General features: G+C 63.8%; 19 protein-coding genes and 3 pseudogenes. 8 read left to right on the top strand and 14 right to left on the bottom strand.

Annotated elements, in window-relative coordinates:
- Nucleotides 1–21: 21 nt before the first annotated feature.
- The 10 genes from AC3ITW_RS12920 to AC3ITW_RS12875 form a co-directional block, all read right to left on the bottom strand.
- Complete coding sequence (locus AC3ITW_RS12920) at nucleotides 22–414, bottom strand: diacylglycerol kinase (RefSeq protein ID WP_012511296.1); 393 nt, start codon at nucleotides 412–414, stop codon at nucleotides 22–24.
- 82 nt (nucleotides 415–496) lie between these two features.
- Nucleotides 497–1,123 carry a hypothetical protein gene (locus tag AC3ITW_RS12915; RefSeq protein WP_489389601.1) on the bottom strand — a complete coding sequence of 209 codons (627 nt, stop codon included), beginning with the start codon at nucleotides 1,121–1,123 and terminating at the stop codon, nucleotides 497–499.
- Nucleotides 1,124–1,172: 49 nt separating this feature from the next.
- A complete protein-coding gene (locus AC3ITW_RS12910; protein ID WP_041864535.1) occupies nucleotides 1,173–1,703 on the bottom strand; it encodes a hypothetical protein in 531 nt (176 codons plus the stop codon).
- Nucleotides 1,704–1,784: 81 nt separating this feature from the next.
- Nucleotides 1,785–1,928 carry a hypothetical protein gene (locus tag AC3ITW_RS12905; RefSeq protein WP_012511293.1) on the bottom strand — a complete coding sequence of 48 codons (144 nt, stop codon included), beginning with the start codon at nucleotides 1,926–1,928 and terminating at the stop codon, nucleotides 1,785–1,787.
- On the bottom strand, nucleotides 1,925–2,296 hold the full coding sequence (locus AC3ITW_RS12900; RefSeq protein ID WP_489389600.1) for a hypothetical protein: 372 nt from the start codon (nucleotides 2,294–2,296) through the stop codon (nucleotides 1,925–1,927). Before AC3ITW_RS12900 ends, AC3ITW_RS12905 begins: the two co-directional genes overlap by 4 nt.
- Nucleotides 2,297–2,576: 280 nt before the next feature.
- Nucleotides 2,577–2,924, bottom strand: a complete 348-nt coding sequence (locus AC3ITW_RS12895; protein WP_012511291.1) for an RcnB family protein — start codon at nucleotides 2,922–2,924, stop codon at nucleotides 2,577–2,579.
- Between the two features lie 134 nt (nucleotides 2,925–3,058).
- Nucleotides 3,059–4,495: an efflux transporter outer membrane subunit gene (locus tag AC3ITW_RS12890; protein WP_012511290.1), complete on the bottom strand. Its 1,437-nt coding sequence runs from the start codon at nucleotides 4,493–4,495 to the stop codon at nucleotides 3,059–3,061.
- On the bottom strand, nucleotides 4,492–5,376 hold the full coding sequence (locus AC3ITW_RS12885; protein WP_012511289.1) for an HlyD family secretion protein: 885 nt from the start codon (nucleotides 5,374–5,376) through the stop codon (nucleotides 4,492–4,494). Before AC3ITW_RS12885 ends, AC3ITW_RS12890 begins: the two co-directional genes overlap by 4 nt.
- 1 nt (nucleotide 5,377) lies before the next feature.
- Entirely contained in the window at nucleotides 5,378–5,587 is a 210-nt protein-coding gene (locus AC3ITW_RS12880; RefSeq protein ID WP_489389599.1) for a DUF1656 domain-containing protein, read from the bottom strand.
- A 4-nt stretch (nucleotides 5,588–5,591) separates the two neighbouring features.
- Complete coding sequence (locus AC3ITW_RS12875) at nucleotides 5,592–7,562, bottom strand: FUSC family protein (RefSeq protein WP_489389598.1); 1,971 nt, start codon at nucleotides 7,560–7,562, stop codon at nucleotides 5,592–5,594.
- A gap of 70 nt (nucleotides 7,563–7,632) precedes the next feature.
- Here AC3ITW_RS12875 and AC3ITW_RS12870 point away from each other — a divergent pair, with 70 nt between their 5' ends.
- Nucleotides 7,633–8,427, top strand: a complete 795-nt coding sequence (locus AC3ITW_RS12870; RefSeq protein WP_012511286.1) for an AraC family transcriptional regulator — start codon at nucleotides 7,633–7,635, stop codon at nucleotides 8,425–8,427.
- Nucleotides 8,428–8,462: 35 nt separating this feature from the next.
- On the opposite strand, the pseudogene AC3ITW_RS12865 reads toward AC3ITW_RS12870, so the two are convergent.
- Nucleotides 8,463–8,597 (bottom strand): annotated as a pseudogene (locus tag AC3ITW_RS12865) (alpha/beta fold hydrolase); the annotation flags it as partial.
- Between the two features lie 271 nt (nucleotides 8,598–8,868).
- Here AC3ITW_RS12865 and AC3ITW_RS12860 point away from each other — a divergent pair.
- The 4 genes and pseudogenes from AC3ITW_RS12860 to AC3ITW_RS12845 all read left to right on the top strand — a co-directional run bounded on the left by AC3ITW_RS12860 (nucleotide 8,869) and on the right by AC3ITW_RS12845 (nucleotide 15,815).
- Entirely contained in the window at nucleotides 8,869–13,581 is a 4,713-nt protein-coding gene (locus AC3ITW_RS12860) for an RHS repeat-associated core domain-containing protein (protein ID WP_489389597.1), read from the top strand.
- A 1-nt stretch (nucleotide 13,582) separates the two neighbouring features.
- Nucleotides 13,583–14,155, top strand: a complete 573-nt coding sequence (locus AC3ITW_RS12855) for a hypothetical protein (protein WP_489389596.1) — start codon at nucleotides 13,583–13,585, stop codon at nucleotides 14,153–14,155.
- A gap of 14 nt (nucleotides 14,156–14,169) precedes the next feature.
- A pseudogene (locus AC3ITW_RS12850) lies at nucleotides 14,170–15,235 on the top strand (RHS repeat-associated core domain-containing protein); the annotation flags it as partial.
- Nucleotides 15,236–15,239: 4 nt separating this feature from the next.
- On the top strand, nucleotides 15,240–15,815 hold the full coding sequence (locus AC3ITW_RS12845) for a hypothetical protein (protein ID WP_232273975.1): 576 nt from the start codon (nucleotides 15,240–15,242) through the stop codon (nucleotides 15,813–15,815).
- Nucleotides 15,816–15,852: 37 nt separating this feature from the next.
- On the opposite strand, the pseudogene AC3ITW_RS12840 reads toward AC3ITW_RS12845, so the two are convergent.
- Nucleotides 15,853–16,114: pseudogene (locus AC3ITW_RS12840) on the bottom strand (IS3 family transposase); the annotation flags it as partial.
- 220 nt (nucleotides 16,115–16,334) lie between these two features.
- On the opposite strand from AC3ITW_RS12840, the gene AC3ITW_RS12835 reads away from it, so the two are divergent.
- Nucleotides 16,335–16,670 (top strand): DUF6984 family protein, encoded by a 336-nt coding sequence (locus AC3ITW_RS12835; RefSeq protein ID WP_006371662.1) that lies wholly within the window; start codon nucleotides 16,335–16,337, stop codon nucleotides 16,668–16,670.
- Nucleotides 16,671–16,715: 45 nt separating this feature from the next.
- Here the strand turns inward: AC3ITW_RS12835 and AC3ITW_RS12830 are convergent, their stop codons facing one another.
- On the bottom strand, nucleotides 16,716–17,090 hold the full coding sequence (locus AC3ITW_RS12830; protein WP_197584708.1) for a hypothetical protein: 375 nt from the start codon (nucleotides 17,088–17,090) through the stop codon (nucleotides 16,716–16,718).
- Nucleotides 17,091–17,659: 569 nt separating this feature from the next.
- On the opposite strand from AC3ITW_RS12830, the gene AC3ITW_RS12825 reads away from it, so the two are divergent.
- Nucleotides 17,660–17,989, top strand: a complete 330-nt coding sequence (locus AC3ITW_RS12825; RefSeq protein ID WP_197584709.1) for a hypothetical protein — start codon at nucleotides 17,660–17,662, stop codon at nucleotides 17,987–17,989.
- Here AC3ITW_RS12825 and AC3ITW_RS12820 read toward each other — a convergent pair.
- Complete coding sequence (locus AC3ITW_RS12820; protein ID WP_489389595.1) at nucleotides 17,983–18,387, bottom strand: ribonucleotide reductase subunit alpha; 405 nt, start codon at nucleotides 18,385–18,387, stop codon at nucleotides 17,983–17,985. The two genes, AC3ITW_RS12825 and AC3ITW_RS12820, sit on opposite strands and share 7 nt — an antisense overlap.
- A gap of 194 nt (nucleotides 18,388–18,581) precedes the next feature.
- Here AC3ITW_RS12820 and moaA point away from each other — a divergent pair, with 194 nt between their 5' ends.
- On the top strand, nucleotides 18,582–19,562 hold the full coding sequence (gene moaA / locus AC3ITW_RS12815; protein ID WP_489389594.1) for a GTP 3',8-cyclase MoaA: 981 nt from the start codon (nucleotides 18,582–18,584) through the stop codon (nucleotides 19,560–19,562).
- Nucleotides 19,563–19,565 lie beyond the last annotated feature (3 nt).

Below are 19,565 nucleotides of genomic sequence, written 5' to 3'. Positions count from 1 at the left end.
TGCCCGGCGGCTCGGCGTGAGCTAGCCCAGCAGGATCACGCCCCACACCGTGCCGACCATCAGCAGTGCGGTGGTCTGTGCGGCGCTGCCCATGTCCTTGGCGTTCTTGGACAGTGGGTGGTGGTCAAGCGAGATGCGGTCGACCACCGCTTCGATGGCCGAGTTGAGCAGTTCCACCAGCAGGCTGATGAAGCAGACCGCCAGCACCACGGCGCGTTCGACCCGGCTGATGTCCAGCAGGAACGCGGTGGCGATCAGCAGTGCATGCAGCAGCAACAGCTGCCGGAAGGCGGCTTCGCCACGGAAGGTGGCGATGAAGCCATCGCGCGAATGGATCAGCGTATGGAAGATGCGGCGAATCCCGGTCTTGCCGTGCGGGTACTTGCCGCTATCCCTGGGGTGAGGTGGCTGCATGCCGGTCCTGCCATGAATTGACCTCACGACAGGATGTGCAGGCGGGCGTCGGGAAAGCGTCGGACGCCCGTTGGATTTTCCTTCAGCCGGCTTGGCGCTGCGCCTGGATGGTCTGGTCGAGGGTGTCCAGCTCATCAGTCGGCGAGGCCAGCCATGCCGGGTACGCCTCGGTCTCGACGAAGTCGGAAGAACGCAGCACGTCATCGAACGCCGGATTGTCCTTCTCCGCATGGCGCAGCAGGCCGGACATCAGCCCGCAGATGCGGACCGCGGCCTGGAAGGCGCCTTGCAACGAACCGGCCGGCTCGGTAACCGTGTTGAGGAAGGCCGCATAGGCCGGGCCATCGAACACGAAATCCTCGCGGCTTTTGAACGCTTCGCCACTGAGGTTCGTCTCTCCCGAGTTGTGGCGGGAGAAGCCCCACGACCAGATATCGAGGAAACGCAGGTCATCCAGCGTCCGGCGCGCATCGCCATTCAGTGGAACGGCACCGGACAGGGCGTGTTCCAGCGTGACTGCCGCGAAGGGCTCGGTGCCCTCGTGGGCCAGGAAATCGCTCAGGCAGCGAAGCGCACCGGGATGATGCGGGTCCAGTTGCAGCGCCCGGTAGATCACGCGTGCGCCTTCCACGTGACGGCCCTGGGCGATGAAGATGTTGAGCGCGTGGTGGGCGAGCTGGTCGGCGTTGAGGTCTGCAATCCGTGTCATCGGGTCTGGCTGGCGTGGGTGTACGGTGGGCACCAGTCTGACAGATCACTTATTCGGCCGGGCTGCGTGAATCGCGGATCGAATAGATCACCGAGAAGATCTTCCAGCCCCGCTCGGTGCGGACCAGCTGCCACATTTCCTTGCCCCAGTTGGTCTTCACGCCATCGTCGTGGAAGCTGTAGTCAAACGACACCGAGGCCACGTCGCCATCGGTCTCGATCTTCGTGTTGGAGAACTTCTCTTCCGTCGGTTTCGGCGAGGCAACGACGCCGTCGATCAGCGCAATGAAGTTGTTGGAAGGAATCCGCCGCGCCTTGATCGCATCGGGCTTGGCCTTGCGGATGTCCTGCAGGCGCACATCTTCGGAAACGTACTGCCAGCCGATGTCTTCGGGTTTGTCGGAGAAGAACAGGCCCATGTAGGTCGGCTTGTCCTTGTTGATCAGCGAGATGCGGAATGATTCGATCACCTGTTCGATGGCCTTGACGTCGGCGGGTGCGTTCTGTGCGGCGTAGGCCGGCAGGCATGCCGGGAGCAAGAGGGCGAGGGCGGCGAAGCGTACACGTGCGTTGGGCATCATGGGGTCCTGAGGATGGGAGGCGGCGCTGGCGCATCACCGTCCGTAGGCGGGTGGATACATCGTCCTTGCGTGCAGTCCAACCTACCCGGTGAGCGCGTCGAACAGGCGATTGCGGTCCGCATCGCTCATCGACCAGTTCTGTCCGAGCGGGGCCATGCGAACGGATTCGGTCCGGCCGCAGGCCCGGTACTGCCAGGTTTCCGAACCGTCGGGCTGGGCTGTCACGTCGATGTCCTCCAGGCGGGCGCACTGCAACCGGGCCAGCGCCATCGGCGCAAAGTGCAGCTGTAGTGCTGCACCCGGTCGGCCGGCATTGCCGTGGCGGCAGGCAGCGGATGGGCCGGGCCGTACTCGGCGAGCAGGCCAACGCAGGTCGCTGCCGCGGACAGGGGGGTGCGACCGAAGGCCCGGGAGGCATCCTGCTCCACACCCTTTTCCAGAGCCTTGCCTTCCTGGCTGCTGGCATAGGCCTCGGCGGCCTGCAGTTGGGCAGCGTCGAGTGTCGACAGCCAGTGCTTGCGGCCCTCCTGCAGCTGCAGTTCCAGGCCGGGCAGGGTCTTTTGGCAGCGCGCTGCGATGGCCTGTGTCTGCACGAAGTCCTGCCCACGATCGCCCGGCGTTGCGGCCGCTGTTGCCGCCGCTGGGGCAACAGCGAGGGCGCCAGGCAGGCGATCACCAGTTTCGGTCCCATTCCATTGCGCATCCTGCACCTCATGGAGAGTTTGACGGCGCACTGCGGCCCGGCATGAATGCCGGGCCGTCACGCAAGCACATTGGGCGCAGTGGGCACAGGCGCCGCCAACCGGGGTGACCCCGGTCGTAAGTTGTCCGCACCGAAGTCAATCGCTCCGTGTGGGGACGCTGCAGGTCGCTTCAGCGATGCAGCGCATCGATGATCAGCCCGGTGGCAATCTCCACCAACAAGTACTCGTTGTCCGACTGCCGCACCCAGCGCCGGTCGCGGCCCGGCTCGCGCAGGTCATAGCGCGCGTAATCGTCTACCCAGTAGCGGCGGTCCACTTCGGCCCACGACAGGCGCTCGCCACGTCGCCAGGCCTTCTTCTGCCAGCCCGGCGGCGGCGCATCACGGTTATGCGGGCCGCCCGCATGCGGGGGCGGGCCGTTGCCGCGGGCGTGGTGCGGCGGATCGGCGAACGCGGGGGCCGCGGTCAACGCGGTGGCTGCGCTCAATGCGATGGCAAGCAAACGTGTGGTCTTCATGGAGACGCCTCCGTCATGGCCGCAGCATGCGGCGCTGTGGCGGGAATATAGGGCAATCCATGTGAATGAATACGGGTGTAGGCGGTACTTTTCTGAACAGACGGCGCGGCCTGCAGTCGCTGCCAGGCAACGGGTCACTGGACCCCGCCCGAGGCTGAATCCGTTGTGGCCCAGCCACCACCCAAGGACAGGAAAAGATCCATCTGGCGGTCAATGCGCTGCGCGCGCGAGGTGGCCAACGCGGACTCCGCATCTGCCAGCGCGGCCTGGGCCGAAAGCACATCGAGAAAATCGATCCTGCCGAATCGGTAGAGCTGCTGTGCCTGCCCGGCGGCCCGCGCTGCGTCCATCCGCGCCTGCGCCAGGCTGTGCTCGCGTTCGAGCTCCTGTGTGCAGGCAGAAAGTGCGGTCTCGGTCTGGCGCAATGCCTGCAGCACAATGCTGTCAAAGGACGCGAGAGCTGTATCTGCATTGGCACCGGCCGCAGCGATGCGGGCCTTCGCCACGCGGCGGTTGGGCCAGTGCCATGACAGCACGGGGCCGGTGCTCGCACCGAAGCCGTCAGCCGACAGCAGATGCGCCGGTGTGCCGGCCACGCCCGAAGAGGCGCCCAGGGTGATCTGCGGATAGAGACCCGCCGTCTCGGCGCCGATCATTGCAGTTGCGGCGGCCAGGCTGCGTTCGGCTGCGCGTATGTCAGGGCGCCGCTGGAGCAGCTGCCAGCCGTCACCGACCGGCAGCGCCTGCTCCAGCTCAGGGGGCTGCGGGCACGCTTCGGCCTCCCTGGGATAGTCTGCCGGGAGCCTGCCCATCAATGCGGCCAGTTCGAACAGTGTGGCCTGGCGTTCGGCCAGCAGGTGCGGTATCCCCGCTGCGCTGCGGTTGGCGGCGGCACCGGCACGGCTGACATCGAAGTCCGTTCCGCGCCCACCTGCAGCCAGGCGCCGGGTTGCCTCCAGCGTGGCGCGCTGTATCGCCAGCACTTGCCGGGTTGCGGTGAGCGTGTGATTGCTGGTGCACACCCGGAGGTAGGCACGGGTGACGGCAGCAGCGACGACCACGCGGACCTGGTCCCGTGCCGCAGCGACAGCCTCCGCGTCTGCGTTGGCGGCCTCGATGCCGCGGCGGATGCCGCCTGCGAGATCCAGCGGATAGGAGAGGTGGAGGCCCAGCGCATAGGATTGCGGTGCGGCCGACGCCTGGGTGTAACCACCGGCATGGGTGAGCGTGCCCGACGCATCCACTTCGGCCTGCACGGAGCCGCGCGCGCGGTACTCCAGCACGGTTGCGCTGGCGCGCCGAAGGTTGGCATCGGCGGCGCGCAGGTCGGTATTGGCCGCCAGTGCTTCGCGCACGTGGGCGTCTAGCTGGGGGTCGCCATATAGTTGCCACCATCGATCCGGTGGCGCGTCGTGGCTGAACGATGCCTCCTGGCCCGAGACAAAGGCCCGCGCCGCCCGTGGGGAGGCTGCGACAGCGCTCGCCGGCAGGTGATAGTCGGGGCCGGACACGCAGGCCGTCATCGGCAGCAGCAGGGCAAGCAGCCCACCACGCACTGTTCGCACGCTCACTTGCAGGCTCCCCGTGCCGAGGGCGTGATGGTCACATTCGCAGTGCGACCCACGATCAGACGCGTATCCGGCGGAGCATCATCGATATGGATGCGTACCGGGATGCGCTGTGCCAACCTGACCCAGGTGTAGGTCGACGCCACGGCCGGCAGCAGGTTGTGGGTGCTTGAGCGCTGATCGTCGGCAATGCCGGCGGCGATGGTGTCCACGTGTCCGCGGACGTCGCGGTCGTCGCCCATCAGTCGGGCCACGGCGGCATCGCCCTCGGTGATGCAGGCCAGTTTGGTTTCCTCGAAGTAGCCCTCGATTCGCAGGCTGCGGGTGTCGATCAGCGCCAGCGCCTGCGCACCGGGTTGCAGGTAGTCGCCCGCGTGCAGGTCCAGGTTGGTGATGATGCCATCGGTGGTCGCGCGCACCTCGGTGCGTTGCACGTTGAGCTGGGCAACGCGCTGTTCGGCCCGTGCCTGCGCCAGCGCAGCCAGCTCGGTATCGACCTTGGCAGCATTGCGTTCGCGTGTTTCCGAGGCGACCAGGTTGCCAAGTGCGTTGTCCCGCGTCGATTCGCGGCGGGCCAGCGCCAGCGTCGCGCGTGCACTGCTGACCGCTGCGTCGGCCTTCTCAAGCGCGGCAGCGAAGCGCGGTTGATCCAGTACCAGCAGCAGCTGTCCGGCGCTCACCCGCTGGTTGTCGTGCACCAGCACCTGGGTCACCAGCCCCCCCATGTCCGATGCAACGCGCACCACATCGGCGCGCACCCGCCCATCCCGCGTCCACGGGCGCATTTCGTAACGATTCCAGATGGAGAGCGCGGCAATGGCGGCAAGCGCACACACGCCCAGCGTTGCGCTCCAGCGCCCGATGACAGCAAGCAGGTGTTTCATTTCATTTCTCGAGCAGGGGCGAGAGCCGGATCATCAGCTCCGCCAGGATCACGAACAGGGACAGGCCCACCAGCGGCCGCGCGACGAGCAGCCGGTACAGACCGAGGCTGGCGAGCAGACGTGAGGTCAGCACCGACAGCGCCAGCGCAGCGGCGGCCACGGCGAGCAGGCCGGGAATGAGCACGCCATCAATGGAAAGATCAGGGAGCATGCTGTCAGTGTCGATGGGCGAGCGGGGGGACCAGCAGGTCGCGGCGCAACCCGCAGAGCAGGTGCAGCAGATACCCTTGATCGGCCTCGGCGCTGGCTGCCGCTGCCTCGCGCACGCGGTCCACCAGTTCCAGAAGATGGGCGTCGACACTGCGTGGTGAGTGGGCGCGAATCCTGAAATGTGCGGTGACGCGTTCGATCAGCGCCGCGTGAAGCGCCCGAACGTGCGGGTCGTCCAGGCACTTGTTCAGTGTGCGGAATTGGCTGGATGCACGTGCCGCACGAACGTCCGCAAACAACGCTCGCAGGTCGTGTGCTGCGTTGGAACGGCCCTGCAACCTGGGAGCGAGCAGCCCGATTCGATCCAGCATGCGGCTGAGCCAGGCGCGGGTCATATCACCTTGTCCGGCGGCGTGTCGTGCGATGTCCCGACGGATCGAACGCTCCAGCCGTGCGCGGTTGCGGCCCGCATCGGCGGTCTGGAACAACTGCATGCTGCACAGTGCCATTGCCGTACCGACGAACAATGCAACGCTGTTGTTGAGTGCGCCGACGATGTTGACCGTATTGGTCGCGCCCAGTCCCGCGATGAGCGGAAACGTCAGCACCACGCCCAGCGCAGCCATGATGAAGGATGGCCGGGCCAGGAACGATCCGCACAGCAGCAGCGCAGGCGCGAGCGCGGCAATCAGGCCGACGAAATCGGACAGCGCGGGGAAGATCAGCAGACCGTAGAGCAGGCCGACGGCAACGCCAATCAACGACCCCAGCAGATAGCGCATGACATGCGGTGCCGGCGCTTCGAGGGTGCCGAACAGGACGCATGCAGTGCCGATGATGGACACCGCCGTGGCGCCCTCCGGCCAGCCAGTAATGATCCACAGCACGCAGCTCAGCAGGATGCCGACGAACGCGCCCAGCGCGCTGCGCAGGGCAAGCCGATGATCCCGGTGAAGTACCGCACCCTGCGCATGTCGCGCAAGGCGAGCAGGTACATGCCGGTGCCAGTCGGGGCGGGCAGTGTGCAGTTGCGCCTGCAGCACGCGGCAGTCGGCGTGGGCGAGGTCGAGTTCGGCCTGTTGCGCGGCGAGGCCGGCCTGCAGCAGATCGCGCCAGCCTGTTGCATCCATCGCGCTGGCCTGGGGTGAGCGCAGCCGGGCGAGGGAATCTTCCACCGCGCTGGAGAGCATCAGTACGTCCAGCATCCGGTCATGCAGGGCACGCAGGATCTGCACCTGGGCCACGCCATGGGCGCTGTCGAAGGGCAGGTGGATCGACAGTACATGCAGCTCGAGCAGGTCGGCTGCCACTTTCGAGCGGTCCGACGCCAGCACCGTGTCCGATGCACCGGCGCGCATGTCGCGTGTCCATCGTTCCGCATCATCCAGCACGGCGGCAACCCGCGCGTGCACGCGCATCGAGACCCGGCGCGGCAGCACCAACGCATGTACCAGGGTGGCGGCCAGGATGCCGATGGAGATTTCCTGCACCCGCGTGATGGCGATGGTGAACACGTCTCCCGGCACCATCACCGCAGGAAACCCGATCAGGCTGGTGGTATAGCCGGCCAGCAGGAACGCGTACGCACGTGGCGTGCGGTCGAGCATCGCCAGATACAGGCACAGCGCCATCCACGTGGCCAGCGCGGCGCTCAGCACCAGGGGCGCATTGGCGAAGCGTGGCACCAGCGCGACGGTGGCGATGGCCCCGCCCACGGTACCGAGCAGGCGGAACAGGCCGCGGCTGAGCGTCGCCCCGGAAAGGGGCTGCGACACCAGATAGACCGTGCCGATCACCCAGAACGGGCGATTCAGGCCGATCCTTAGAGAGACATACAGCCCCAGCGACGCGGCGAGCAGGCATTTGAGCGAGAACAGCACCGCCTCTTGGTCGGTCCTGAGGGCGGGGCTCTTCAACCGTGCAAATGCCTGGCGCACGTTGGGGCGAAATGGGGTGGGGGCGTGCATGCGGCTCATGCTAGTGATCGGTCGCACTGGCGAATTTCGCTACAATGACAACCAATCGCTAAAACCGGTCAATGTGAGAATGGCTCGCATTTCGCTCCCCGGCTTTGACCTGGACCCGGACGAGACCGATCGCCCGGCGGTCGCCAGCCGCCTTCAGGTGGCCGAGCACGACGCAGAAATTCCCGTACATGAGCACCGCAAGGGCCAGCTCATTCTTGCGTTGCATGGGGCGGTGACCTGCGAAGTGGCCAATGCACTGTGGATCGTGCCGCCCCAGTGTGGCGTCTGGATTCCGGGTGGCATGCCGCACAGCAACCGCGCCACCGCCAACGCGCGCCTGTGCTACCTGTTCGTCGAGCCCGGCGTCGTCGAACTGCCAGCGCAGTGCGTGACGCTGGCGATCTCCCCGATGCTGCGCGAGATGATCCTGCACCTGGCCGACGCGCCACTGGACTACCCGCATGGCAGCCATACCGACCGGCTGGCGCGGGTGTTGCTGGACGAGCTGGTACAAATGCCGGCTGAGCACCTGTCGTTGCCCGTCAGCCATCACCCGAAGGTGCGTGCGCTGGCTGCGGCGCTGTCGGCTGACCCGGCAGACCGCAGCACCATCAGCCAGTGGGCCATGCGCCTGGCCTTGGGAGAGCGCACGTTGACCCGGCTCATTGAGCGAGAAACGGGTCTGTCCTTCGGGCGCTGGCGGCAGCAGCTGCATCTGCTCATCGCCATTCGTGAACTCGCCGGTGGTGCACCGGTACAACGCGTTTCCGAGACGCTGGGCTATGAGTCGGTGACGGCCTTCATCACCATGTTCAAGAAGGCGCTTGGCCTTTCCCCGGCGCGGTACTTTGCGGTGCGCCTGCGTGGGCAGTAGCCGGGAACAACCGGGGAAGCCGTTGCCTGGAACGGCTACTTCAAGATGCCGGAGACCGATTGAATCGCGGCCACCACCGAAGCAGGGTCCTCGCGCTGGAGGGTGTGGCCGGTTGCCAGGTAGCGGTGCGAGCCGCGCGTGAATCCCGAGAAGAGCAGGGCGTGTGCGGCAGTTGTGCAGGTGGTGTTGTGAGCTATGAACACGGACTCCCTGTAGAAGAAGTCATGGGAGCCGGGCGTAGGCCGCTGAATGGCCACGGATGCTTGAATCTGTGACCGGTTACGCGACTCCACACTTGAATGTGCGAGCGTCCTCAACGATAAAGGCGGCATGTGGCAACTGCCGCATTCCGGACCAGGGACGATCCGAAGCATGACGTGGGGAACACCTCCGCGTTCTCGTTCCCGCCGGCGCTGTGTTCGTCCAGGAAGGAGAACAGGGGTGTTGGAACGACTGAAGAGCTTCTCGCGTGCCGCGCTGGCCATTGTTGCCGTCGGCTGCTTCGCCCCTGCGGTGGCACAGGCTCAGGAAAGCAAGATCACCTGGCGCATTTCGCAGCCCGGTGGCGATGCGACGCAATACAAGACCCAACAGGCGGCGGTGGCCGCCATCAAGAACCTGCCGGCGCCCAGCCCGTTCCCGCCGGAGTTCCAGTTCGGCTGGCAGTCTGTCGACAAGATCAAGTCGAAAGTCGTGGACTTGAACGGAAACACGTCGATCACCTACTGGATGGGGAAGGCGCAACCTTCGGATCCAGACTGGACCTATCTGGCCACGGCGGAATTTACGACCGAAGAGGCGATGGTCGCGAGCTATCTCGCGCGCGTCCAGGCCACCAATCCTGTCTGTCCGGGTGCTGCTGTGACTCCACAGGGAGACTGGTTCTCGGGTGTGCCCGAAATGGAGGGGGTGGTCGAGTCCAGGTTCTATCAGATCACGCATATGATTGGGCAGAACACGGCCGAATCGCCCTGCACGCCCCACGTGAGTCAGGCGGCCTTCGGCCGCAAGCGCCGCCTTGATTGCCCTGTTCCGCTTACGCAGTGGTCCAACAAGCACAACGCCTGCGTCAACGAGGACTTCGTTGCGACCATCACCTCGAAGTCGCAAAAGTGCGACAAGGACGGCGGCAACGGTAGCTGCCCCATGTCCCGCAACGATACAGCTGCGAACATGAGTCCGATTCCCGACAATGACCCGGCCTCCAACGGCGGTACCTGCGACGGCAATGTCGGCAACCCATGTGATGTTAAAACGGGCGAGAAGTATGAGATTGCGCCGGACTTCGATCTTGGCTGGATCGCACTGACGCGTTTCTATCACTCCGGCATTTCCACGTCCTCCGGTGGCTTCGGTTATGGCTGGACCCATTCGCTGGGCGCCCACCTGGCACTGGATGGTGCTGACAGCGTTGGCATCATTGAAGGCACCGGTTTCCAGCGTGCATTCAAGAAGATCGGCCAGGCCTATGAGGTGGACGACGACAGTGGCGATCGCCTCGTCCAGAACGGTAACTGGACGCTGTATTCGGCGGGCTCCATCTCGACCTTCGGCCCGGACGGGCGTCTGGTCGCCAAGCACTTCCCGGATGGCACGTCGCTGACCTACATCTACGATGACAGCGATCGCCTTGCGGCCGTCACCCACAGCAGTGGCCGCACGCTGGAGTTCGTTTACCAGTCCAACGACTACGAGGCGCTGATCAGTTCGGTACTGGTCGAAGGCATTGCGCTCGCCACCTATACCTACACGCCGCAGAACCAGGTTGCCACGGTGGCCTATGCGGGTGGCGGTTTGCGCACGTATCACTATGAGAATCAGGACTTCCCCCAGCACCTGACCGGCATCACCGCCGAGGACGGCCGGCGCTACAGCACCTTTACCTATGATTCCATCGGTCGTGTGATCTCCAGTCAGCATGCGGGTGGTGCCGATGGCGTGACGCTCGCCTACAGCCCCAACGGCGGTGCAGTCGTGACTGACGCGCTTGGGCGGCAGACCGACTACACCCTGACACCCGGCGGCGACACCGCGCCGTCGCGCAAGGTAACCGGCCTGAGTGATTCGCAGGGAACCGTCAGCCGAACCTACTACGACCAGAGTGTCGACTTCCGCCGGCGTCTGGATACCTACACTGATCGTCGCGGCATCCAGACCAAGCACACCTATGCGCAGGGCACCGACCCGGTGAGCGGTCGTGCCGTCAGCATCCATACCGTGACCGAAGCGTTCGGCCTGCCCGAACAGCGGGTGGTGGCCACGGCGCGCGACGTCGAAACCAATGCGGTACTGACCACTCGCATCGGCAATCGTGAAACCCGAACGTCCTTCAATACCCGGCGTCAGCCGACAACCAACACGGTGACCGACATCGCGTCAGGTCAGACGCGCATCACCAGCTACACGTATTGCGAAGCTGCGGACGTGGCTGCGGCAGGGAGCTGCCCTGTGGAAGGGCTGCTGAAGAGCGTGGATGGTCCGCGCACGGATGTGGTCGATGCCGTTACCTACGCCTACTACCCGGCGGATGATGCGGGATGCGCGGCCAATGGCGCCTGCAGCTATCGCAAGGGCGACCTGCGCAGCGTGACCAATGCACTGGGCCAGACGGTCGAGACCTTGGCCTACGACGCGTTCGGGCGGCCGTTGTCGGTCAAGGACGCCAACGGCGTGGTCACCGATTACACGTACCATGCTCGCGGCTGGCCGACCTTGATCACCGCACGCGGCGCGACCACTGCCGAGGATCGGGTCACCCAGCTGAGCTATTGGCCGACGGGCCAGGTGCAGAAGATCACCGAGCCGGATGGCAGCAGCGTTTCCTACGTCTACGATGCTGCGCTGCGCTTGACCGACATCGAGGACAACGCAGGCAACACGATCCACTACACGCTGGACAATGCCGGCAACCGCCTCAAGGAAGACACGCTGGATACTGGCGGCACCCTGCGCCGTACCCTGGCAAGGACGTTCAACACGCTCGGCCAGCTGACCGCGCTGAAGGATGCAGGTAATCACGCCACCGGCTTTGCCTACGATGCCAATGGCAACCCGCAGACGGTGACCGACGCCCTGCAGCGGGTGACCAGCCAGCAGTTCGATCCGCTGAACCGTCTGGCGCAGACCCTGCGGAACGTCGGCGGCGTGGCGGCGGAGATCCGCAGCCAGTACAACGCGCTGGACCAGGTCACCCAGATCACCGACCCGAAGGGACTGCACACCACCTACGCCTACAACGGGTTCGGTGACCTGACCGGCCAGGTCAGCCCGGACAGTGGCGCCAGCAGCTTCACCGTGGATGCGGTCGGCAATCGCAAGACGGCCACCGATGCGCGTGGCGTCACCGCCACCTATCACTACGATGCACTCAACCGCCTGATCGGCGTCGCCTATCCGGACCCCAATCTGGATGTGGGCTACAGCTATGACGTGGCGCCGGCTGCCTGCGCCGCAGACGAGCGCTTTGCCAAGGGGCGCCTGGGGCAGGTGCTGCATGCCAACGGCAGCACCCAGTACTGCCATGACCGCTTCGGTCAGGTCACCCGCAAGGTGCAGACCGTCAATGGTGTGGCCAGCACGCTGCGCTACGCCTACAGCAAGTCGGGCCGTCTGACTGCGTTGACCTACCCCGACGGCAGCGTGGCCGACTACGTGCGTGATATCCAGGGCCGCATCAGCCAGATCGGCCTGACCCGGCCCGGCCAGGCGCGCCAGATCGTGGTGAACAACGTGAGCTATGCAGCCTTCGGTCCGGCGACCGGCTGGACCTACGGCAATGGCCGCCAGCTGCAGCGTCCGCTGGATCTGGACTACCGCCCGCAGGCGGTACATGACCCGGCCGCAGGTGGCCTGTCGCTGGGCTACGGCTATGATCCGGTCGGTTCGATCACCGAGCTGAAGAACGGCACTGGCTCGACGGTACTGGCCAAGTACGCCTACGACGCGCTGGGTCGCCTGACCCAGACCCAGGACGGTGCGACCGGCACGCCGATTGAAACCTATGCCTACGACGCCACCGGCAATCGCACCGCGCTGACCACCTCGGCAGGTACCGCCAGCTACACCTATCCCGCAACCAGCCACCGCCTGACTGTGGTGGATGGCGAGGCGCGCACCCATGACGCAGCGGGCAACACCACCAGCATCGGCAGCAAGACGTTCACCTACAACGATGCCAATCGCATGAACGCGGTGAAGCAGGGCAATGCCGTGCTGGAAAGCTACGGTTACAACCATCGCGGCGAGCGCGTGCTGCGCACTCCAGCCGGTGGCGCAGCTCAGATCACGCTGTACGATGAGGCCGGGCAGTGGCTGGGCAACTACTCGGCCACGGGCCAAGTGCAGCAGCAGGCCATCTGGCTGGACAACTACCCGGTGGCGCTGATCAATGTGCCGGCTACTGGCGTGCCGGAACTTGCCTACGTGCAGCCGGATCATCTGGGCACACCGCGCGTGGTGATCGATCCGGTACGGAATGTCGCGATCTGGGAGTGGAGCAACAAGAGCGAAGTGTTCGGCAATCAGATTCCGAGTACCGACCCGGATGGTGATGGTGTGGTGTTCGAGCTTGCGCTGCGGTTCCCGGGGCAGCAAGCGACGGATGCGAGTGGGTTGTTCTACAACTACCAGCGCGAGTACGACCCATCCGTGGGGCGCTACTCTCAGAGTGATCCGATTGGGTTGCTGGGAGGAGTTAGCACCTATCCCTACGTGGGAGGCAACCCTCTTGTTGGCTTGGATTCACTAGGCCTTTGCGAGCAGACATCGGTTTGTCGAACGCTTCCTGGCATGTCAGGATTTAGCGAGGCTGCGCGTGCTGCCTACTTGGCGAATCCGTCCTCCCCCCTTGACAGAATATGGCCTTTTAGTGCGCTGCGTGGAACGCGAATTCATGTGCAGTTTGCATTTAATGTAAAGGCCCTTGGTGGTCCGTACGATTCCGAGGTTTCCTACTTGAACGGCATCGTTGTAGATTATGGGACTCCAGGATCAGTTCGCGCCGACGGCATATATGGACCCAGGGCGTACCCGAAGTATGTGGTCGAATTGAAGTCGGGGGCGGCTGGTCTGACCGCAGCAGAAATTCGCAATTACTACACACATCTGCCGAGGGGAACTATACTTTGCGGTGTTCTGGAAAGGTCGGTGCCCTAGCATGAAATCCATTGCACTTTGGAGAATGAAGCGCGAGGCCAAGAGGAGTGGTCTGCGAGTTGTTGGCAACTTTTTGATTGCATTTCATACGCGCGATGTTATCTCAGGCTTCACGCTGGATCCTGCGCCATCCTCTACCTATATATGGACCTTCGTAATTCCGACATATGATGATTTGCCCTACCTGCACATGTCTCTAGGCCAGAGAATTGCAAGCGCGGAATTGGATAAAGCTTTTTTCTGTGGAATGCATGAGGCGTATGCCAAAAAGCTTGAGACAATGAGGACGGCCGCAGACTTGTTGCTCTATGTCGACAGCCTTGACTTCACAAGCGACTATTCAGAATGGGTAAAATACATATCGGCCATCCGGCTTGGCGATTTCGTGGCAGCGGATGCGACGCTGAAGACGCTTTTGAAGTTCCCAATGTCCAATGCTATTCAAAGTAGATTGGATGCGATTCGTTCTGTACTGAAGAATGGTGGTGAATCGGGCGCACAGCATCTTCTGGAGACGTGGTCTGTTCAGACGGCTCGATTAGTCGGCGGCAGTTCCTGGGGCGGTGGACGGTAGCGAATCGTCGCGCTGCGCGCAGCCCTAACGCAGCAGGGAATACCACGCTCTGGCAGGAGATCGTTTACCTGCAGCGATGCCAGCCGCATGGACGCGGTGAAGCAGGGCAGTGCGGTGCTGGAAAGCTACGGTTACAACCATCGCGGCGAGCGCGTGCTGCGCGCCCCGGCCGGCGGCGCAGCGCAGATCACCTTGTACGACGAAGCAGGGCAGTGGCTGGGCAACTACTCGGCCACGGGCCAAGTGCAGCAGCAGGCCATCTGGCTGGACAACTACCCGGTGGCGCTGATCAATGTGCCGGCTACCGGCGTGCCGGAACTTGCCTACGTGCAGCCGGATCATCTGGGTACGCCGCGCGTGGTGATCGACCCGGCGCGCGATGTGGCGATCTGGGAGTGGAGCAACAAGAGCGAGGTGTTCGGCAACCAGATTCCGAGTACCGACCCGGACGGCGATGGCGTGGCATTCGAGTTGGCGCTGCGATTCCCGGGCCAACAGGCGACGGATGCGAGTGGGCTGTTCTACAACTATCGGAGGGAATACGACCCGGCAGTGGGGCGGTATACCCAGAGCGATCCGATTGGGTTGATGGGTGGACTGAACTCGTTCGCGTATGGAAGCGGAGATCCCACTGGCCGTGTCGATCCGCTAGGCTTGGCCGATAAAAAATACATACCTCAGGCCGTACCTGTTTCACCGGAGTTGCAGGCGGTCGGAAATCGGCTCCAGAGGCTGGCAAACCAAGCAGCGTCCACCATTGACGCCACCTGTGGATGGCGTTGCTCACTGCCTTGGATACGCGGAACGCTCATCCATAGTGAGTTCAAGCGCCTGGTGGATACCACATGCCCGACGTCTCAGTATGCGACTGAGGTGAGCTACGCTGGCCGTAGGGTTGTTAGGTATGGGTACCCGGGGTCCTCACGGGCGGACGCTGTGTACGGCCAAGTTGATGCACCTCAAGCCATCTTCGATCTGAAGACTGGTTGGGCTTACATCTCCTGGGATCAGTACAATAAGTACGTCAAGAATCTCCCCGAGGGAACTCTCGTGGTGGAACTTAAGCCTGAAGGCCGTTGATAAGATGAACAAGCGATACATTTGCAGCCTTCTGCGGAAAAGGTCCGGCCTGATCGGCGGGTCAAGCGGATATTTTTTCCGAAGTGACTATGACTATGTGGCACAAGGAATTGTTCTGGAGTTCGTCCCAAGGGGACTCTATGTATGGAATTTTGTATTTCCATTGTTTGACTCCTTTGGGCCGCATCTTTCCTACAGCAGCCGAATCGCGGATCGGCCGTTTATCGGAAGGGATCAAATGGCAGACGATGATGTGGTTGAGAGCATTCTTTCATCGATCGAGCTGCGAAACGTTATTGAAGCGAAGTCTTCAATGACCTTGATGGAATTTGCATCATTTCTTGAGACGCGGGGCTTGAGAGGTGCTCACGCTCATATCAATCATGCAACTGCATTGGCGCTATTGGGGAAGACGGATCTAGCGCTGAAGTTGCTGAAGGAACTAGTCCCGGCGTTGGATGATCATGATCTGAAACTTTGCGATTCTCTAATAGTGGCCCTGAATCATGGAATTGAGGCGGTCAAATCGATGCTGGACGTGGTGAAGGAGAAGAATGTTAAGAAGCTGGGCGGGGCCTGATCCAAAGGTTAATCGTCCAGTGTTTCCCGGGTAGCCATCAGCCGCCAAGTGCCTGCTGCGTCTCGAACTTTATTGGGGCGGCTCGTCGCTGGAGCCGTGGCGCTGTCTTGGGTTCTAGAACATCTCGATGTGCAGGGCGACGTTTGCGCGTGTCTCGTCGTGATTGCTTTAGATCCTCTGCTTTGTATGTTCCCGCTACTGTCGCTGGAAGAACTTCTCCATCGATGCGTTGTCATGGCTGTTTCCTATCCGGCTCATGCTGCACAGGATGTCTGCTCGCGCAGAACGCTCTGCCAGTTTTACTGGGTGAAGAGCGAATTGAGTTCGCCAGGGTTGACGATAACGAGCCGGGACTTGCTGATCTTCTTGATCGTTGGAAGGCGGTCGGCTATCCGCTGTCCGGCCTGAAGTGTTTCCGTCTCGAGACCAGCTCGACCGGAAGCGTCATTCTCATCTACGCCAGGACATGGCGGATCGAGCATCTGCCGATGGCGGGTGCAGTGCCCTGAAGGACATCCCGTGCCCAGATTCCTCACCCCCGACGAGGTCTCTCTCATCCACAGGCTGCTGCCTGAGACGACCGAACTGTCCGAACGGTTGTTGAAGGATCTGGCGCTCGCCCAGGTGGAGGACGTGGAGGTCGTCGGATTCGGGGGCGTGGTGTTCCTGTCCAGCACGACCCAGCTTTTCGGCAGTGATATTGCCACTGCCATGCTTGCCGATGCCGACGGCGTGCCGGTGAGAGTCACCCTGTGCCTGGATAATCACGATCAACTCTTCGAGCTGGAGCTGTGCAAGGTGGACTTCTCTCCGATCATCGGCGTCGATCTGAGAAGCGCTTTCAGCGAGCATTGACGCCTGCTGAAAGCGTTCCTCGCTGAAGGCCGTTGCGCCTGGCGTTCACCCTTCGGGCTGCAACCGCCCCTCCGCCTGCGCGCACAACGACTGGCAAGCCATGACCAACCCCTCCATCACCCGGTCGCCCACGTACTGCTCCGGTTCGCCGTTCTGCCGGGTGCGCTCCGCCGCCAGCAGCATTTCCAGCACTACCCGCAACCCGCTCAACGCGCAATCGGCATCGGCCAGGGCCAGGCAGCGCCCGGGCAGCTGATGCCGCTCCGGCCAGGGTTGGCCATCGGCCGCCGCACCGGAGCCGATGCGGTTGAGGTTGGCAATGAAGGTGTTCCTGTCCACTGCGGGCGCAGTCTGTGGCGGACCGTCCTCGTGGGCAGTGCTGCGGTAGGCGTGCAGATGGGGGAATTCCGATTCGTTCATGGCAAGGCTCCGTGCAGGACAATCGGTAGCCGCCACCCATAAAAGTGGCGGACGGTACGTGGTTCGAACACCGGGTTGATGTCAGTCCGGCGGGCCCGAAAGCCCCCACGTACCGCCCGCCATAGCCGGCAGACGGATTGCCAGCCGGCGCCACACTAAGGTGACACCGGCTGGCAAGCGCATACATCAACATCAACTCGGGTGTTCGAAGCCCGGCCACCCTTTTCCGGTGGCACGCCATCTGAGCCCGTGGCGCTGTGCAATGCCAATCAGAAGAGTTGCAAACATCACTCGATTGGAGACGCTTTCGGCATTCTCCCACGCTGTTAAGCACCGCCAGCGCTGGCTGGCGCGGTGATCCGCCCGCACCGTGCAATCTGCGACAGGTGTCGAGGTTGGGGGAGGGAAGGGCGCGGGTGGGGAAGGGCGATGGCGACAGGCTCCGCGCAAGTCTGAGTCGAGCATGGCTGGGCCGCACCGAGGCCAAAGCGTGACGTGCGACTCGGGTTGACGTTCCCAGCCACCAAGCGCAGGCTGGTCCGGCACGTTTCCTAACCAGAAGGAGACTTATGACCGCCACCGCTTCCGTGCACCCAACCCCCGACGCCCAGGGCCGTTCCCGCCTCTGGAGTGTGTTCTGGCTGCAGGGCGTCATTCCCAGCAACATTCTGTGGGCCGTGGCTCTCTGGGCGCTGGCCAACCAGCGCACCCCGCTGCTGCTGGGGGTGTTTGCCTTACTGCTGCTCTATACCGGCTGGATCATCCCGGCGGTATGGCGGGCGGCGCCCTCCGCGCACAACCCCAACCTGGGCGTGGCCGCGCGCGGGCTGACCGTGGCCTGGGGGCTGAACACCGTGCTGGTGATCTTCTTCCTGACCCTGCAGCTGGTGGCTCAATAGAACTGAACAGGCTCGCCGCCCCGGTCGAAGGCGGCGAAGCGGCCGATCTGACCGTCATGGATGGCGTTGACCATCAGCTGCAGCGGGCGGGCGGCCTCATCGCTGTTGGGAGCGAAACCGGCGCGACCGTCCAGCGCCGCCACGAACACCAGGTCCCAGTCGATGCCGGTGGTGGTGGATTCGGTGGCCAGCGCCTTGAAGCTGGGCACCTCGGCTGGCAGCTTGTCCACGCACAGCACCGGCGACAGGGTGCCGCCCTCACGGCGGTCATGCCGGTCGCGCTGGTCGTCGGTGGGCGATTCGGGCAGCTCGGCGCGCACGAATACGAACAGCAAGCGCTGCGGTTCAGCCTGCTGGCCTGCGGCGTGCAGCAGCTGCTGGAAATCGTTCATCATCATGAGGGTTGTCACACGCCCGCTGCACGGAAAGCCGCATGCTGCCACAACGCCTGCCGCGCGGGGCCGAAGACGATTGATTTAAGTCATGCCCATGGAACTGACTGCCGCGTACTCTGGCAATCGTTCCAGCAGACGAGGGTTTCCGGGCCGTTCCGGGTACAGGCAAGACGGTGGAGCAACAAGGTGGACCAGCCATGAGCCAACTCACCGACGGTTTCGGACGCAGCTTTCCGTACCTGCGCCTGTCGTTGACCGAAGCCTGCAACTTCCGTTGCAGCTACTGCCTGCCCGACGGTTACCAGGTCGATGGCCGCCCGCGCTTCCTGCAGGTGGATGAAATCGCGCGCCTGGTGCGCGCGTTCGCCGCGCTGGGCATGAGCAAGATCCGCCTGACCGGTGGCGAGCCCAGCCTGCGCAAGGATCTGGACGAGATCATCGCCACCGTGGCGGCGGCGCCGGGCATCCGCAAGGTGGCCATCACCACCAATGGCACGTTGCTGCCGCGTCGCCTGCCGGGCTGGCACCGCGCCGGCCTGACCGCGCTGAACGTGAGCATGGACAGCCTGCAGCGCGAACGCTTCAGGACCATCACCGGGCATGACCGCCTGCCGGAGATCGAACAGGGCCTGGCCCTGGCACAGGCGCTGGGCCTGCCGGCCGTCAAGCTCAACGCGGTACTGCTGCGTGGCCTGAACGACGACGAGCTGCCGCAGTGGATGGACTACCTGCGTGACCGTCCTTTCAGCGTGCGCTTCATCGAGCTGATGCGCACCGGCGACAACGAAGCCTATTTCCAGCGCCACCACCTGCGCGCCGACGTGGTGATCGAGCAGCTGCTGGCCGCTGGCTGGCACGAGCGCCCGCGCGCGGCCGATGCCGGCCCGGCGCGTGAGTTCGGCCACCCCGACCATCGCGGCAGCATCGGCATCATCGCCCCGTATTCGCGTGACTTCTGCAAGGGCTGCAACCGCCTGCGGGTGACCGCCAAGGGCGACCTGCGGCTGTGCCTGTTCGGCGAGTTCGGCGTACCGCTGCGCCCGCTGCTGCAGCGCGACGACGACCACGACGCGCTGCTGGCACGCATCACCACACAGCTTGGCCTGAAAGCGGCCGGGCATGGACTGCACCAGGGCCAGACCGGGCTGACCCCGCACCTGGCCTCCATCGGAGGATGAGCA

It is taken from the genome of Stenotrophomonas sp. KH_052 (assembly GCF_057838755.1).
This window is presented reverse-complemented; position numbering and strand designations above follow the sequence as displayed.

Coding starts and splice junctions, on each gene's coding strand:
- AC3ITW_RS12920 (WP_012511296.1), bottom strand. CDS start 414: ATGCAGCCACCTCACCCCAGGGATAGCGGCAAGTACCCGCACGGCAAG.
- AC3ITW_RS12875 (WP_489389598.1), bottom strand. CDS start 7,562: ATGAGCCGCATGCACGCCCCCACCCCATTTCGCCCCAACGTGCGCCAG.
- AC3ITW_RS12915 (WP_489389601.1), bottom strand. CDS start 1,123: ATGACACGGATTGCAGACCTCAACGCCGACCAGCTCGCCCACCACGCG.
- AC3ITW_RS12885 (WP_012511289.1), bottom strand. CDS start 5,376: ATGAAACACCTGCTTGCTGTCATCGGGCGCTGGAGCGCAACGCTGGGC.
- AC3ITW_RS12910 (WP_041864535.1), bottom strand. CDS start 1,703: ATGATGCCCAACGCACGTGTACGCTTCGCCGCCCTCGCCCTCTTGCTC.
- AC3ITW_RS12870 (WP_012511286.1), top strand. CDS start 7,633: ATGGCTCGCATTTCGCTCCCCGGCTTTGACCTGGACCCGGACGAGACC.
- AC3ITW_RS12820 (WP_489389595.1), bottom strand. CDS start 18,387: ATGATGATGAACGATTTCCAGCAGCTGCTGCACGCCGCAGGCCAGCAG.
- AC3ITW_RS12855 (WP_489389596.1), top strand. CDS start 13,583: ATGAAATCCATTGCACTTTGGAGAATGAAGCGCGAGGCCAAGAGGAGT.
- AC3ITW_RS12880 (WP_489389599.1), bottom strand. CDS start 5,587: ATGCTCCCTGATCTTTCCATTGATGGCGTGCTCATTCCCGGCCTGCTC.
- AC3ITW_RS12895 (WP_012511291.1), bottom strand. CDS start 2,924: ATGAAGACCACACGTTTGCTTGCCATCGCATTGAGCGCAGCCACCGCG.
- AC3ITW_RS12825 (WP_197584709.1), top strand. CDS start 17,660: ATGACCGCCACCGCTTCCGTGCACCCAACCCCCGACGCCCAGGGCCGT.
- moaA (WP_489389594.1), top strand. CDS start 18,582: ATGAGCCAACTCACCGACGGTTTCGGACGCAGCTTTCCGTACCTGCGC.
- AC3ITW_RS12845 (WP_232273975.1), top strand. CDS start 15,240: ATGAACAAGCGATACATTTGCAGCCTTCTGCGGAAAAGGTCCGGCCTG.
- AC3ITW_RS12830 (WP_197584708.1), bottom strand. CDS start 17,090: ATGAACGAATCGGAATTCCCCCATCTGCACGCCTACCGCAGCACTGCC.